Annotated in this window: 15 protein-coding genes; 2 read left to right on the plus strand and 13 right to left on the minus strand. The window is 52.6% G+C overall.

What is annotated here, in order from left to right; all coding sequences use genetic code 11:
* Window positions 1-2 precede the first annotated feature (2 nt).
* The 12 genes from holB to yceD form a co-directional block, all read right to left on the minus strand.
* Window positions 3-1,007: a DNA polymerase III subunit delta' gene (holB, locus tag OGY13_RS15120; RefSeq protein WP_213752880.1), complete on the minus strand. Its 1,005-nt coding sequence runs from the start codon at window positions 1,005-1,007 to the stop codon at window positions 3-5.
* Window positions 1,004-1,645: a dTMP kinase gene (gene tmk / locus OGY13_RS15125; protein WP_008784374.1), complete on the minus strand. Its 642-nt coding sequence runs from the start codon at window positions 1,643-1,645 to the stop codon at window positions 1,004-1,006. The genes holB and tmk overlap by 4 nt, the downstream gene beginning before the upstream one ends.
* Window positions 1,635-2,657, minus strand: coding sequence for a cell division protein YceG (yceG, locus tag OGY13_RS15130; protein ID WP_008784373.1), 1,023 nt, complete (start codon window positions 2,655-2,657; stop codon window positions 1,635-1,637). The genes tmk and yceG overlap by 11 nt, the downstream gene beginning before the upstream one ends.
* Before the next feature lie 2 nt (window positions 2,658-2,659).
* Complete coding sequence (pabC, locus tag OGY13_RS15135) at window positions 2,660-3,469, minus strand: aminodeoxychorismate lyase (RefSeq protein ID WP_213752879.1); 810 nt, start codon at window positions 3,467-3,469, stop codon at window positions 2,660-2,662.
* 135 nt (window positions 3,470-3,604) lie between these two features.
* Window positions 3,605-4,846 carry a beta-ketoacyl-ACP synthase II gene (gene fabF, locus OGY13_RS15140; protein WP_003036260.1) on the minus strand — a complete coding sequence of 414 codons (1,242 nt, stop codon included), beginning with the start codon at window positions 4,844-4,846 and terminating at the stop codon, window positions 3,605-3,607.
* Window positions 4,847-4,931: 85 nt separating this feature from the next.
* Window positions 4,932-5,168 (minus strand): acyl carrier protein, encoded by a 237-nt coding sequence (gene acpP / locus OGY13_RS15145; RefSeq protein WP_000103754.1) that lies wholly within the window; start codon window positions 5,166-5,168, stop codon window positions 4,932-4,934.
* A 154-nt stretch (window positions 5,169-5,322) separates the two neighbouring features.
* Entirely contained in the window at window positions 5,323-6,057 is a 735-nt protein-coding gene (gene fabG / locus OGY13_RS15150; protein WP_003036255.1) for a 3-oxoacyl-ACP reductase FabG, read from the minus strand.
* 12 nt (window positions 6,058-6,069) lie between these two features.
* Window positions 6,070-6,999: an ACP S-malonyltransferase gene (fabD, locus tag OGY13_RS15155; protein ID WP_003832182.1), complete on the minus strand. Its 930-nt coding sequence runs from the start codon at window positions 6,997-6,999 to the stop codon at window positions 6,070-6,072.
* A gap of 15 nt (window positions 7,000-7,014) precedes the next feature.
* Window positions 7,015-7,968, minus strand: a complete 954-nt coding sequence (gene fabH / locus OGY13_RS15160) for a beta-ketoacyl-ACP synthase III (protein ID WP_213752878.1) — start codon at window positions 7,966-7,968, stop codon at window positions 7,015-7,017.
* 77 nt (window positions 7,969-8,045) lie between these two features.
* Window positions 8,046-9,125 carry a phosphate acyltransferase PlsX gene (gene plsX / locus OGY13_RS15165; protein ID WP_071846967.1) on the minus strand — a complete coding sequence of 360 codons (1,080 nt, stop codon included), beginning with the start codon at window positions 9,123-9,125 and terminating at the stop codon, window positions 8,046-8,048.
* Window positions 9,126-9,248: 123 nt separating this feature from the next.
* Window positions 9,249-9,422, minus strand: a complete 174-nt coding sequence (rpmF, locus tag OGY13_RS15170; RefSeq protein WP_003036242.1) for a 50S ribosomal protein L32 — start codon at window positions 9,420-9,422, stop codon at window positions 9,249-9,251.
* Window positions 9,423-9,438: 16 nt separating this feature from the next.
* A complete protein-coding gene (gene yceD, locus OGY13_RS15175; protein ID WP_003036239.1) occupies window positions 9,439-9,960 on the minus strand; it encodes a 23S rRNA accumulation protein YceD in 522 nt (173 codons plus the stop codon).
* A gap of 197 nt (window positions 9,961-10,157) precedes the next feature.
* On the opposite strand from yceD, the gene OGY13_RS15180 reads away from it, so the two are divergent.
* The gene (locus OGY13_RS15180; protein ID WP_003832177.1) at window positions 10,158-10,742 is read left to right on the plus strand and encodes a Maf family protein; all 585 of its coding nucleotides are present in this window, start codon (window positions 10,158-10,160) and stop codon (window positions 10,740-10,742) included.
* An 82-nt stretch (window positions 10,743-10,824) separates the two neighbouring features.
* Here OGY13_RS15180 and rluC read toward each other — a convergent pair whose 3' ends face one another.
* Window positions 10,825-11,778 carry a 23S rRNA pseudouridine(955/2504/2580) synthase RluC gene (gene rluC, locus OGY13_RS15185; protein ID WP_003036228.1) on the minus strand — a complete coding sequence of 318 codons (954 nt, stop codon included), beginning with the start codon at window positions 11,776-11,778 and terminating at the stop codon, window positions 10,825-10,827.
* A gap of 574 nt (window positions 11,779-12,352) precedes the next feature.
* Here rluC and rne point away from each other — a divergent pair.
* The gene (rne, locus tag OGY13_RS15190; protein ID WP_213752877.1) at window positions 12,353-15,616 is read left to right on the plus strand and encodes a ribonuclease E; all 3,264 of its coding nucleotides are present in this window, start codon (window positions 12,353-12,355) and stop codon (window positions 15,614-15,616) included.
* The last annotated feature ends 26 nt before the right edge of the window (window positions 15,617-15,642 follow it).

The following is a 15,642-nucleotide window of genomic DNA, read 5'->3' on the forward strand; positions in this document are numbered from 1 at the left end:
TCTCAAAGATGGGGAACAGGCAGTACGGTGCCTGGTTGCAGGTAATGCTCAATACGAAGAATAAGATCGGTTAACACCAGCTCACGGTTTACGCCTGTTACGTTCAGCAGTTGCTGACGACAATGACAAACGTCACCGAGTATCGCCTGTATCTGGGCAACGGATAACCGTTCTGCGATAGAAGATATCAGGTCCAACGTATCAGGATTCGTTAAATGGGAAACCCCATATGGACGTTTCAACGCATCCGTCAACAACGTTGCCAGCCAGTGTAAACGGGCGGCTGCCTGATCGTGGTTTAACGCCGCGAGCAAGATATACCAGTCGCCTGCGTTTAATGTGTTCACCAGTGCCGCACAAAAATCTGTGCGGTGCGCCCAGCTTTCAGCCTGTAACAACGTAAGTGCCGCGCCAGGCGAACCAGCACTCAGGCGTAACGCGCTAAGCAGCGCTTCTGACGACGCAGTCACCTCACGAGCAAGCCAGGAAATCGCATACGACTCCGGCGGTGGTGCAAGATGATGTAACCGACAACGGCTGCGTAATGTCGCCAGCAAGCGAGCTGGCTCTGTGCTGGCGAGGAAAAACCAGGTTTGTGCCGGGGGTTCTTCCAGCGTTTTCAGCAAGGCGTTGGCGGCGGCATCGGTTAACTGGGCAGCATCCGGGATCCACACGACCTTCGCACCGCCGAGACGCGAATGCTCGTACAGCTTTTCACTGACTTCGCGTACCGCATCAACCCCGAGCGTGCTTTTGCCTTTTTCCGGCAGCAGCGAATAGTAGTCAGGGTGCGTCCCCGCCTGCATTAGCTGACAGCCGCGGCACTGTCCACAGCTTTTATGCCCTTCCGGCTGCTGGCACATTAAATAGCGGCTGAGGGCGTAAATCAGCGCGTCGTCGCCCATTCCGGGTAACGCCTGAATCAGTAACGCATGGTGACCACGACCAGCCTGGTAGCTGGCTACCAGTTTTTCAAAATCCGGTCGTAACCATGGGTACCATTTCATGCGCCCTGCTCCTTCACCCATTGGGTGATGGTATGACGGATATCAGCCATCACAGCCTCCAACGGCTGCGTAGCATCTATAGTACGAATGCTGGTGTCTTTGGCAGCTAGCTCAAGATAGCGCGCGCGAGTACGATTAAAGAAGTCGAAAGATTCCTGCTCAATACGATCCAGCTCGCCGCGGGCACGGGCACGCTTCAACCCGACTTCTGGCGTCACATCCAGATAGATCGTCAGGTCCGGGCGAAAATCACCAAGCACCGCATCGCGCAAGGTTGCCAGCATGTTTTGATCGATACCGCGTCCGCCGCCCTGATACGCCTGGGTCGACAGATCGTGACGATCGCCAATTACCCACGCGCCTTTCGCCAGTGCAGGTTTAATAACGGTTTCGACCAACTGTACACGCGCCGCGTAAAACATCAGAACTTCGGCTTTATCGGTAATGACCTCGTCACCGACCGATTTAATATCCAGCACCAGACTTCTTAGTTTCTCAGCCAGCTGCGTTCCACCAGGTTCACGGGTGAAAACCATGTCACGAATACCGAGTTGCTCAAGTGTCTCCACCACCACGTTACGCGCGGTGGTTTTTCCTGCGCCTTCCAGGCCTTCAATGACGATATAGTTACTGCCCATTTTTTTCCTTAAGCACTTTCAGGTAATCCTGCACGGACCGGTTATGGCTGGCAAGATTGGTGTTAAACGTGTGGCCGCCTTTACCGTCAGCCACAAAATAGAGATACGGCGTTTTTGCCGGATGCGCCGCGGCCTGCAATGAAGCCTCTCCCGGCATGGCAATCGGGCCTGGCGGCAGTCCCGTAATGGTATAGGTGTTATAGGCGGTCGGGGTGTCTAAATCCACACGCGACAATTTGCCATTATACCGTGTACCCATCCCGTAAATCACGGTCGGATCGGTTTGTAAACGCATACCGATACGTAAGCGGTTAATAAAGACCGAAGCCACCTGGTCGCGCTCGCTGGCAACCGCAGTTTCTTTTTCAATAATAGAAGCCATGGTTACCAGCTGATTTTTGTCCTGATAAGGCAGGCCATCAGCGCGTCCCTCCCAGACAGTATCCACCGCTTTAACCATTTTCTGATGCGCGCGTTTTAGTAACGCTACGTCAGTAGTATTGGCGGTATACATCCAGGTATCTGGCCAGAACCAGCCTTCTACCCATTGCGGGTTTTCAAGCTTCAGCGCCTCGGCCACGGTCTCATAGCTATCGTCGCTCAGCGTATGTTTGATATACGGGGCATCACGCAGCTGTTTGAGGTAATCGCTCAGGCGCATCCCTTCAACCAGACGTAACGGGAACTGCGCCTCTTTGCCACTTTCCAGTAGTTGCAGCATGTCCCGCACCGTCATGTCAGGCGTGAAGCGATATGTTCCGGCCTTAAAATGCGACAGCTCGGGCTCCACACGCAGCAGCCACTGGAACACGCGCGGACGATTGATAACTTTGTCTGCATACAGCTGTTCGCCGAGAGCCAGACGGCCCGTCCCCGCTTTCAGCGTAAAAATCGTTTCTTCTTTAATCAATAATTTGCTGTCCGCCAGATGGCGAACTTTCCACATTCCCACTCCAGCGGCAATGCCCAGCACAACCAGCAATAACAGGACAACAAGTAACAGTTTTTTCATGACTAATTCGGGTGCTCACAAAGTGGGGCTAAATAATCGAATAACAAACGTGAAGACAACAACGTGTCGCCACAGGCACGCACGGGAATAATGGGCATTAACGCGTTACAGACGACGATTTCATCAGCCTGCATTACCTCCTCCAACCCGGCATACACTTCGACAATACTGAATGGCGATTGTGCCAGCATCCGGATACAGAATTGTCGCATAATACCGTTCACTCCGGCCTGGTCCAGCCGGGGCGTGTAAACCACATCACCTTTACGCCAGAACAAATTAGCCGCACAGCATTCCGTAACCCATCCCTCGCTGTCAAGAACCAGCGCTTCATCGGCGTCCGTCTGTTCAAGATGAGAGCGAATCAACACCTGCTCCAGTCGATTCAAGTGTTTAAGCCCGGCAAGCAGTGGATTACGTCCCAGCCGCACTGGGCTTAGCGCCAGCGTAATACCTTCTTGCCGCCAACGATCGTAATGATCGGGCCAGGCTGAAACGGAGAGGATGCGTGTGGCACTATGACAATTTTTGCCACTGTAACCCCGGCCTCCACTGCCACGGCTGATAATCACTTTCAACACACCGCGTACGTGCCCTTTCGCCAGCATTTTCATTTCATTTTGCAGCTCGGACCAATCTTCAAAAGAGATCAGCAGTTTTTGGCAAGCGTCTTGTAAACGCTCAAGATGCGCTGCAAAGAGAGGGATTTCACCGTCGATAATACAGGCAGTGGTAAAACAGCCATCACCAAATTGGGTCGCTCGATCGCTTGCGGCCAGCATATCTTGCTCGTAGCCATTAATTAAGAACATGGTGGCTCCTTATTTCTGGTCCGCTAGTTTGGCAGGATGAGTAACACAGGACAAGGGCGGAAAACCGAATAAAAAAAGGCCCGACAAGCGGACCTTTTCAATTTGCTATCGATGCTAGCGCATCACCTGACGGACTTAAATCTTTTTAAAGATCAAAGAGCCGTTGGTACCACCGAAGCCAAAGGAGTTACACAGCGCATACTCCAGACCACTAACCTGACGCGCTTCATGAGGTACGAAGTCCAGGTCACAACCTTCATCCGGGTTATCCAGGTTGATGGTTGGCGGAATAGCCTGATCGCGAAGCGCCAGGATAGAGAAAATAGACTCTACCGCGCCCGCCGCACCCAACAGGTGTCCGGTCATGGATTTGGTGGAGCTTACCATCACACGGCTTGCCGCATCGCCAAAGACAGATTTCACTGCCTGGGTTTCAGCTTTATCGCCTGCAGGCGTAGACGTACCATGCGCGTTGACATAGCCAATCTGACCCGCTTCGATAGCCGCATCGCGCAGTGCGTTGACCATTGCCAGCGCAGCGCCTGCACCGTTTTCCGGTGGCGACGTCATGTGGTAAGCATCGCTGCTCATACCGAAGCCAACGACTTCAGCATAGATTTTTGCACCGCGCGCTTTCGCATGCTCGTACTCTTCCAGTACCACCATGCCAGCGCCGTCGCCCAGCACAAAGCCGTCACGCTCTTTGTCCCATGGGCGGCTTGCCGCTTGCGGGTTATCATTACGCGTAGACAGTGCACGTGCCGCGCCAAAGCCACCCACACCCAACGGCGTACTGGCTTTTTCAGCACCACCCGCAACCATCGCGTCTGCATCGCCGTATGCAATGATACGTGCGGCATGACCGATGTTATGCACGCCTGAAGTACAGGCGGTCGCGATGGAGATGCTTGGCCCTTGCAGGCCGTACATGATGGTCAGGTGACCAGCCACCATGTTAACAATCGTCGACGGAACGAAGAACGGGCTGATCTTACGCGGTCCACCGTTTACCAGTGAGGTATGGTTTTCTTCGATCAGACCGAGACCGCCAATACCAGAGCCGATAGCGGCGCCAATACGATGAGCGTTCTCTTCCGTAATTTCGAGGCCAGAATCCTGCATGGCCTGAACGCCAGCGACAATTCCATATTGAATGAAGGCATCCATCTTGCGCTGTTCTTTGCGCGAGATAATGTCTTCACAGTTAAAATCCTTTACTAAGCCAGCAAATTTCGTTGCATAGGCGCTAGTATCGAAATGGTCGATCAGGCTGATGCCACTCTGACCGGCAAGGAGAGCTTTCCAGGTAGACTCTACGGTATTGCCGACAGGAGACAACATGCCCAGTCCGGTCACAACTACACGACGCTTAGACACGGTTGTCCTCCAGGGAGGGAAAATAATTCAAGTGGGATAAAAAGATAAAACTCAGGCGGTCGAATGACCGCCTGGAGATGTTCACTTACGCCTGGTGGCCGTTGATGTAATCAATGGCAGCCTGAACGGTAGTGATTTTCTCAGCTTCTTCGTCCGGAATCTCAGTATCAAACTCTTCTTCCAGAGCCATTACCAGCTCAACGGTGTCAAGAGAATCTGCGCCCAGGTCTTCAACGAAGGAAGCATTGTTGGTTACTTCTTCCTGCTTAACGCCCAGCTGTTCGCCGATAATTTTCTTAACGCGTTCTTCGATAGTGCTCATACTCTTAAATTTCCTATCAAAACTCGCTTTCGCGATGGTTTTCGTAGTGTATAAAATGTTGAAAAATTTGCAACTAAATCCCGGCAGGTCTTACCACGATTTTACGTTATTTTGAGGCCAAGACCTACAATAACGCAAATATTTTTCATCGTGGTTAAACCATGTACATCCCGCCGTTGACGTGCAAAGTCTCACCTGTGATGTAACTTGCTTCGTCAGAAGCTAAAAATGCAACCGCACTGGCGATTTCCTGAGCGCCACCGAGGCGACCCGCAGGAACCTGCGCCAGAATACCCGCACGCTGATCATCAGACAGCGCACGCGTCATGTCCGTTTCAATAAAGCCCGGAGCAACAACGTTTACAGTAATGCCACGAGACGCAACTTCGCGCGCCAGTGATTTACTGAAGCCGATCAGACCCGCTTTCGCCGCAGCGTAGTTAGCCTGACCCGCATTTCCCATGGTACCAACCACAGAACCGATAGTGATAATACGCCCATGACGCTTTTTCATCATAGCTCGCATTACCGCTTTTGACAGACGGAAAACAGATGACAGGTTGGTTTCGATGATATCGTTCCACTCGTCATCTTTCATGCGCATTAACAGGTTATCACGAGTAATCCCGGCATTATTGACCAGGATATCGACTTCACCAAATTCTGCGCGAATATTTTCCAGAACAGATTCGATAGATGCCGGATCGGTCACATTCAACATCAGACCTTTACCATTTGCACCTAAGTAATCGCTAATGGCCTGCGCGCCGCTTTCGCTGGTAGCAGTACCGATAACTTTCGCGCCACGGGCAACAAGTGTCTCAGCAATTGCGCGGCCAATGCCACGGCTTGCACCGGTAACCAGCGCGATTTTTCCTTCAAAACTCATGGTCTTCCTCTTTTATTGCTCTAGCGCCGCAGACAGTGCCGCCGGCTCATTCAGTGCCGAAGCAGTCAGGGTGTCAACAATACGTTTCGTCAGACCGGTCAGAACTTTACCCGGACCGACTTCATACAGGTGCTCTACGCCCTGGGATGCCATAAATTCAACGGTTTTAGTCCACTGAACCGGGCTATACAGCTGACGAACCAGCGCATCGCGAATTGCGTCTGCCGTGGTCTCGCACTTCACGTCGACGTTGTTCACAACCGGAACAGTCGGCGCGTTAAAGGTGATTTTCTGCAGCTCAACGGCCAGTTTCTCAGCGGCAGGCTTCATCAGCGCGCAGTGAGAAGGAACGCTGACCGGCAGCGGCAGCGCACGCTTAGCGCCCGCGGCTTTACAGGCAGCACCAGCACGTTCTACGGCTTCTTTATGCCCGGCAATAACCACCTGACCCGGTGAGTTAAAGTTTACTGGTGAAACCACCTGGCCTTCGGCAGACTCTTCGCACGCTTTAGCGATAGCGGCATCGTCCAGACCGATAATAGCAGACATGCCGCCAGTGCCTTCCGGAACCGCTTCCTGCATGAATTTGCCACGCAGTTCAACCAGACGTACGGCATCGGCAAAACCGATAACACCCGCACATACCAGAGCAGAATATTCGCCCAGGCTGTGACCCGCCATCAGCGCAGGTGTTTTACCCCCCTGCTGCTGCCATACGCGATAAAGCGCAACGGATGCGGTCAACAGCGCGGGCTGCGTCTGCCAGGTTTTATTCAGTTCTTCAGCCGGACCTTGCTGAGTCAACGCCCACAGATCATAGCCCAGTGCAGCTGATGCTTCAGCAAATGTTTCTTCAACAATTGGGTAGTTTGCTGCCATTTCAGACAACATCCCAACGGTCTGGGAACCCTGCCCCGGAAACACAAATGCAAATTGCGTCATGTTTAAATCCTTATACTAGAAACGAACCAGCGCGGAGCCCCAGGTGAATCCACCCCCGAAGGCTTCAAGCAATATCAACTGCCCAGCTTTAATACGCCCGTCGCGGACGGCTTCGTCCAGCGCGCACGGTACGGAGGCAGCAGAGGTATTACCATGTCTGTCGAGCGTCACGACAACATTATCCATCGACATACCCAGCTTTTTAGCTGTCGCGCTGATAATGCGCAGGTTAGCCTGATGCGGCACCAGCCAGTCCAGCGCAGAACGGTCGAGATTATTGGCTTCCAGCGTTTCATCAACGATGTGGGCAAGCTCGGTCACCGCGACTTTAAATACTTCGTTACCCGCCATCGTCAGGTGGATCGGGTTTTCCGGGTTCACGCGATCGGCGTTAGGCAGCGTCAACAGTTCGCCGTAGCGACCGTCAGCGTGCAGATGCGTGGAGAGAATGCCTGGCTCTTCTGATGCGCTCAGTACAACCGCACCAGCCCCATCACCGAAAATGATGATCGTTCCGCGATCGGTTGGATCGCAGGTACGGGCCAGGACATCGGAGCCAACGACCAGAGCATGCTTAACTGCGCCAGATTTAACGTACTGGTCGGCAACGCTCAGGGCGTAAGTGAAGCCAGCACAAGCGGCTGCAACGTCAAACGCCGGACAGCCTTTGATCCCCAGCATACTTTGGATCTGGCACGCCGCGCTTGGAAATGCGTGAGTGGATGATGTGGTAGCAACCACAATCAGACCAATTTGTTCTTTGTCGATGCCCGCCATTTCAATCGCACGGTTTGCGGCGGCAAAGCCCATCGTCGCAACTGTTTCATCTGGCGCTGCAATATGGCGTTCACGGATACCTGTACGAGTGACGATCCACTCATCAGATGTCTCAACCATTTTTTCCAAATCGGCGTTAGTACGCACTTGTTCAGGCAGATAGCTGCCAGTACCAATAATCTTCGTATACATGTACGCTCAGTCACTTTTTGGTTATATACCGCTACGAGCAAATCGCTGATACGTTGGCCACATTCACAAACGCACGGTTATCTGTGTGCTCGTGATTTTGCGCTTTCGCCACCGTCCAGCAGTTCGAATCCAGCTGGGTATACAGATTCCAGGCGAGCGGCAATTCGCTGAGGAACTTGTCGCTGCACCGCCTGCACTGCCTGTTCAATCGCGACTTCAAATGCTCGCTGATTGGCCGCACCATGACTCTTAATCACCGTGCCGCGCAATCCTAACAGACAGGCGCCATTATACTGGTCGGGGTTGAGGTGACTAAATCGCCTTGTCAGGCTTTTTTGTAACCAACGTTTTAATAACAGAAGCCACCACGACCGTTTTTTGCCCTCACCCTGAGATTTCAGCAGTGAAAGGAACATTCTGACAACACCTTCCATCGTCTTTAATGTGACATTACCTGTAAAACCGTCACAGACCAACACATCGGTTTTGCCAGTCAGTAACTCATTGGCTTCAAGATAGCCGATATAATTAATGGAAGGGATTGTTTTTAGCACAGCTGAAGCATCTCGAATACTGTCGAGACCTTTCGTTTCTTCTTCGCCGATGTTGAGTAACGCTACGCGAGGATTGGCAATGCCAACAACCTCTTCTGCCAGCACGGAACCCATGACGGCAAATTGCACCAACATCGTGCTATCACAATCTACGTTGGCGCCCAAATCCAGCACCACCGTTTTGCCCTTTTGCTGATGGGGTAACACCGTCACCAACGCAGGACGCTCAATCCCCTCAAGAGGTTTGAGCAATAACTTCGCAAGTCCCATGAGTGCGCCCGTATTACCGGCGCTGACACAAGCTTGTGCCTGACCTTCTTTCACGAGCTCCAGGGCAACACGCATTGAGCTTCCACGACTGGCGCGAATAGCTTGCGAGGGCCGGGCATCACTGGCAATAACTGACTGAGCAGGGATAATCTGCAGACGCGAACGTTGTTCGAAGTCAGCTTTGGCAAGTAATGGCGTGATTGTATCGGGATCCCCGACTAAAAGAAGTGTGAGTTGCGAATTAGAATTCAGTGCCTGCAATGCTGCAGGCACTGTCACGGTAGGGCCAAAATCTCCCCCCATGACATCTAACGCCAGGGTTAGACGTGTCAAGGTATCGTCGCTGCCCGGTTAGGTATTTCCCCAGTCACCCGGGGAAAGCCTCACTAAGCTTCATCACGCGTTCACTCTTTGTCTTTCTCACCAGAAGTGGGAAAGCCATTGAGTCATGCGTGATTACTTAGCGATTACCTTACGGCCACGGTAGAAACCGTCGGCAGTGATGTGGTGACGCAGGTGTTGTTCACCAGAAGTTTTGTCTACAGACAGGCTGGTGACTGCGGTCAGAGCGTCATGAGAACGACGCATGCCACGTTTGGAACGGGTTGGTTTATTCTGTTGTACGGCCATGGACCTTACTCCTCAATTACTTACGCTTTAAGCTGGCTAATACGGCAAATGGGTTTGGTTTTTGCGCTTCATCAGGCAATTCGCCAAAGACCATGTCCGCCTCGGACACTTCACAGTGTTCAGAATCATGCACCGGAACTACCGGCAAGGAGAGGATAATCTCATCTTCAACCATTGCAAGCAGATCGATTTCACCGAATTCGTTAACCTCAATCGGCTCATACGCTTCCGGGAGTGCTTCAGCCTGCTCGTCAGAACGGACAGGACTAAAACAATATGTTGTGTGAACATGAAGTGGGAACGGTTTCCCGCAACGCTGACATTCGAGCGTAACCGATACCTTCGCATCACCGGTTATAACGGCGAGACGCTGGTTATCGATAGCGAACGACATGGAGCATTCCACATCACTGTCCACACTGACTACAGAATCGGCGACGCGCTCAACCAGATCAGAAGTATAGATACCTTCATAATCGAGGCGTTTTTGAGCCGTACGAACCGGATCAAGAGTCAGGGGTAATTTTACCTTTTGCATAGGGCGCGCATATTAACTTTGTAACGTCATATAGTCAAAGAAAAAGGCAGCCTGTGGTTGCCTTTTGCCAATAATTCGCACACATTGCGGGTCATCGACTTAAAATCGCTCAAGACAAGCCACTACAGCCAGCTTGTAGGTCGAAGTCCATAGTTTAAAATGGCTATCATCAATACGCTATATGCGAGGGAAAAAATATGCCTCAACTTATTCTTGCTTCTACCTCCCCCTGGCGTCGCGCTTTACTCGAAAAACTGGCAATCCCGTTTGAATGCGCTGCGCCAGAGGTTGATGAAACGCCGTTGCCCGGCGAAGCACCACGCCATTTAGTCTTGCGACTGGCGCAGAAAAAAGCGCAATCTCTCGCCCACCGTTACCCATCGCATCTGATTATTGGCTCCGATCAAATTTGTGTTCTTGATGGTGAAATAACCGGCAAACCATTAACTGAAGAAAATGCGCGCCAACAATTACTCAAAGCCCGTGGCAATATTGTGACGTTTTACACCGGACTGGCGCTGTATAATTCTGCGACCGGACATTTACAAACTGAAGTAGAACCTTTTGACGTCCATTTCCGTCATTTAAGCGAGGCGGAAATTGATGATTATCTGCGTAAAGAGCGCCCGCTCCATTGTGCAGGTAGTTTCAAAAGTGAAGGGTTAGGTATTGCACTCTTTGAACGCCTGGAGGGTCGTGACCCAAATACCCTGATCGGTTTGCCGCTTATCGCGTTGTGTCAAATGCTGCGGCGGGAAGAGATGAACCCGTTGAATGCCTGATTGATCTGCCTGATGGCGACGCGATGCGTCTTATCAGGCCTACGGTACATCACACGATTGTAGGCCTGATAAGCAACGCGCATCAGGCTTTACTGCGTAAAACCTCAAGGCAGCGCTTCAATTGCTTATCCATCGGCGCCTCAATACGCATCACTTCACCCGTTCCCGGATGGGTAAATTTCAACGCTGCGGCGTGCAGGAAAAGTCGATTCAACCCCGTATCCGCCAGTTGCTTATCGAACTCACGGTCACCGTAGCGATCGTCAAAAGCAATTGGATGACCGGCATACTGGGTATGCACACGAATCTGGTGCGTACGTCCGGTCACCGGGCTACAGCGCACAAGCGTGGCAAACGCATAGCGCTCTTCCACTTTAAAACGTGTTTCTGACGGTTTGCCTTCCTGGTTCACCCGCACGATACGCTCGCCGCTTTGCAGAATGTTCTTTAACAGCGGCGCCTGCACGGTTTTGACATGCGACTGCCATTGGCCTCGAACCAGCGCGAGATAGTCTTTCTGCATGCCTTTTTCACGCAGTTGTTCATGCAATGAACGCAAGGCTGAGCGCTTTTTAGCCACCAGCAAAACGCCGGAGGTATCCCGGTCGAGGCGATGCACCAGTTCAAGGAAACGCGCTTCAGGTCGCAACGCACGTAATCCTTCAATGACGCCAAAGCTTAACCCGCTTCCGCCATGTACGGCCGTACCTGAAGGTTTGTTAAGCACCAGAATGTGGTCATCTTCATATAAAATGACGTCGGTCAGCGCCGCGACCTTTTGCAGGTTCGGTGAAATGGCCTCTTCTTCACGTTCAGCGACCCGCACAGGTGGAATACGCACAATATCCCCGTCTTCGAGTTTGTACTCGGGTTTAATGCGTTTTTTATTCACCCGCACTTCGCCTTTACGCAAAATGCGATAAATCATACTTTTCGGCACGCCCTTAAGCTGGGTGCGCAAAAAGTTATCGATGCGTTGCCCTGCTTCGTCGGCAGTAATGGCAACTGTTTTTACGGCTGGAGTCTCTGTTTTCATGGGGGCCGATTTTAAATAGCCATCAAGATTCGCGCCACACATTTTTCTATGCTTATATTAACTGCTATACCTTATTACTTAAGTTTGACATAGCCGATTTGGTGGTTATTAAAGCAATCACTACGCGGAAGTGAAAAAACTGTGAGTAACCGGGTGATAAATGGCAAAAGTCATCTTGCTATAACAAGGTTAGCAGTGGAATAATGAGGTTGTTTCCGTGTTGAATCTTGTTAAAACAAGAACTTTTCCGGAATGACCCAATTTTGCCCGACCGATCATCAACGCAGCAATGGCGTAAGACGTATTGATCTTTCAGGCAGTTAGCGGGCTGCGGGTTGCAGTCCTTACCGGTAATATGGAAGCTTTTCTGGAGAGTAACACCCAGACTGTTCCCCTGATAATTGCGCTGTGTTTCCGTATGAAATACAGGCAACCGACACTCTGCGCCTCTTTGAGCTGACGATAACCGTGAGGTTGGCGACGCGAATAGACACGAGGCCATCGGTTCACACCCGGAAAGGCATTACTCTGCCCGCAGCTTAGTCGTCAATGTAAGAATAATGAGTAAGTTACGATGAAAAGAATGTTAATTAACGCAACTCAGCAGGAAGAGTTGCGTGTCGCCCTTGTAGATGGGCAACGTCTGTACGATCTGGATATCGAAAGTCCTGGACACGAACAGAAAAAAGCCAACATCTATAAAGGCAAAATTACCCGTATTGAACCGAGTCTGGAAGCTGCTTTTGTTGATTACGGCGCTGAACGTCACGGTTTCCTCCCGTTAAAAGAAATTGCCCGCGAATACTTCCCCGCTAACTACAACTCCCATGGTCGTCCCAACATTAAAGACGTGTTGCGCGAAGGTCAGGAAGTCATCGTTCAGATCGATAAAGAAGAACGCGGCAATAAAGGCGCTGCGCTGACTACCTTTATCAGCCTGGCGGGTAGTTATCTGGTTCTGATGCCGAACAACCCGCGCGCGGGCGGTATCTCCCGTCGCATTGAAGGCGACGACCGTACCGAATTAAAAGAAGCGCTGGCAAGCCTGGAACTGCCTGATGGCATGGGGCTTATCGTGCGTACCGCAGGGGTCGGCAAATCCGCCGAAGCGCTGCAGTGGGACCTGAGCTTCCGCCTGAAGCACTGGGAAGCGATTCAAAAAGCCGCTGACAGCCGCCCTGCTCCGTTCCTGATCCACCAGGAAAGCAACGTTATCGTTCGCGCTTTCCGTGACTACTTACGTCAGGACATCGGCGAAATCCTTATCGATAACCCGAAAGTGATGGAGATGGCGCGTCAGCACATCGCCGCATTGGGTCGTCCGGATTTCAGCAGCAAAATCAAACTGTACACCGGCGAAATCCCGCTGTTCAGCCACTATCAGATCGAGTCTCAGATTGAGTCCGCATTCCAGCGCGAAGTACGTCTGCCGTCCGGCGGCTCAATCGTTATTGACAGCACAGAGGCACTGACCGCTATCGATATCAACTCCGCACGCGCAACTCGCGGCGGCGACATCGAAGAAACAGCGTTCAACACTAACCTTGAAGCAGCCGATGAAATTGCCCGTCAGCTGCGTCTTCGCGACCTCGGCGGTCTGATTGTAATCGACTTCATTGATATGACGCCGGTTCGCCACCAGCGCGCGGTTGAAAACCGTCTGCGCGAGGCCGTACGCCAGGACAGAGCGCGTATTCAGATCAGCCATATTTCTCGCTTCGGTCTGCTGGAGATGTCTCGTCAGCGTCTGAGCCCGTCTCTGGGTGAATCCAGCCATCACGTGTGCCCGCGCTGCTCCGGCACCGGTACCGTACGTGATAACGAATCACTGTCGCTGTCTATTCTGCGTCTGATCGAAGAAGAAGCACTGAAAGAAAATACGCAAGAAGTTCACGCTATTGTTCCTGTGCCAATCGCCTCTTACCTGCTTAACGAAAAACGTACCGCGGTTAATGCTATCGAAACGCGTCAGAATGGCGTGCGCTGTGTGATCGTGCCAAACGATCAGATGGAAACCCCGCACTATTCTGTGCTGCGCGTACGCAAAGGGGAAGAAACACCGACCCTGAGCTACCTGCTGCCGAAACTGCATGAAGAGGCAATGGCATTGCCGACGGAAGAAGAGTACGTCGAGCGTAAACAGCCTGAGCAACCGGCGCTGGCCACCTTCGCCATGCCTGACGTTCCGCCAGCCCCTGCTCTGCAGGAACCTGCCGCGAAAGCCGCCGCGCCTAAAGCTGCAGCAGCAACCGCAGCCGTTGCCGCACAGCCCGGTTTGATTAGCCGTTTCTTTGGCGCACTGAAGTCCATCTTCGGTGGTAGCGAAGAAGTGAAACCGGTTGAACAACCTGCGCCGAAAGCTGAAGAGAAAACCGAACGCCAGCAGGATCGTCGTAAACCGCGTCAGAACAATCGTCGCGACCGTAACGATCGTCGTGATAACCGTGATAATCGCGGTGACCGTGACAACCGTAGCGAACGTTCAGAAAACGGCGAAAACCGTGAAGATAACCGCCGTAACCGTCGTCAGTCCCAGCAGCAAAATGCGGAAGCTCGCGATAACCGCCAGCAAACCACTGATGTTGTAGACAAAGCGAAATCCGGTGATGAACAGCAGGCGCCGCGTCGCGAACGTAACCGCCGTCGTAACGATGACAAGCGTCAGGCTCAGCAGGAAGTTAAAGAGCTGAACCAGGCAGAACAACCTGTGCAGGATACCGAGCAGGAAGAGCGCGTACGTCAGCCTCAAACCCGCCGCAAACAGCGTCAGTTGACTCAGAAAGTTCGTTTCACAGACAGTCCGGCGGTTGAAGCCGAAGTGGCTACTGTTGCTGCAATCGCTGAAACTGCTGTTGCTCAACCAACAGAGCAGCCGGTACCGGCACAGCGCACCGAACTGGCGAAAGTTGATCTGCCAGCCGTCGTTGCGACTGAGCAGGAAGACAACAGCGAAGCTCGTGACTCCAACGGTATGCCGCGTCGTTCTCGCCGCTCTCCTCGCCATCTGCGCGTCAGTGGACAGCGTCGTCGTCGTTACCGTGACGAGCGTTATCCGGTTCAGTCGCCGATGCCGTTAACGGTCGCCTGCGCATCTCCTGAATTAGCGTCCGGTAAGGTTTGGATCCGCTACCCTGTTGCACGTCCTCAGGATCAGCAGGTTGAAGAACAGCGCGAACAGGAAATGATCCAGCAGCAAGCTGCACCTGTCGCCGTAGAACCTCAGGTTGCTGCCGCTGCCGTTGAACATATTGTGGATACCCCTGCGCCGGTTGAAGCCGTGCAACCAGAGGTTGTCGTAGCTGAGCCTCAGGCCGCAGTTGTTGAAACCACACAGGTTGAAACCACGCATCCGGAAGTGATTGCGACCTCGGTCGAGGAACAACCGCAAATTATCGCTGCATCTGATGCGCCCGTAGCAGAAGAAATCGCCGCTGAAGCCGAACCTGTGGCTGACGTTGTGACTGCGCCGGTTGTCGAAGAAGCGGTAGACGTCGTTGTCTCCCAGCCAGAAGTGGTTGAAGAGATTGCTGAAGTTGTGGAAACAGCGCCAGTTGTTGAAGAGGTTGCAGCGCCGAAAGACGTTGTTGCCGCGCCTGTCGTCGAAACTGAAGTCGTTAAGGCTGAAGTTGTCGCAGCAAGCGCTGATGCTGAACAGCTGCACAGCCATGCAACCGCGCCAATGACCCGCGCTCCGGCACCGGAATATGTGCCAGAAGCGCCGCGTCATAGCGACTGGCAGCGTCCGGCATTCGCCTTTGAAGGCAAAGGTGCCGCAGGTGGACACAGCGCAACGCATCAAGCGACTGCGCCAGCAACACGTCCACAGCCTGTTGAGTAAGCCATAATCAATATCAAAGCCGGCCC

Origin of the sequence: Citrobacter sp. Cpo045 (genome assembly GCF_030332875.1) — a bacterium.
GTDB classification, from domain to species: Bacteria; Pseudomonadota; Gammaproteobacteria; order Enterobacterales; family Enterobacteriaceae; genus Citrobacter; species Citrobacter portucalensis.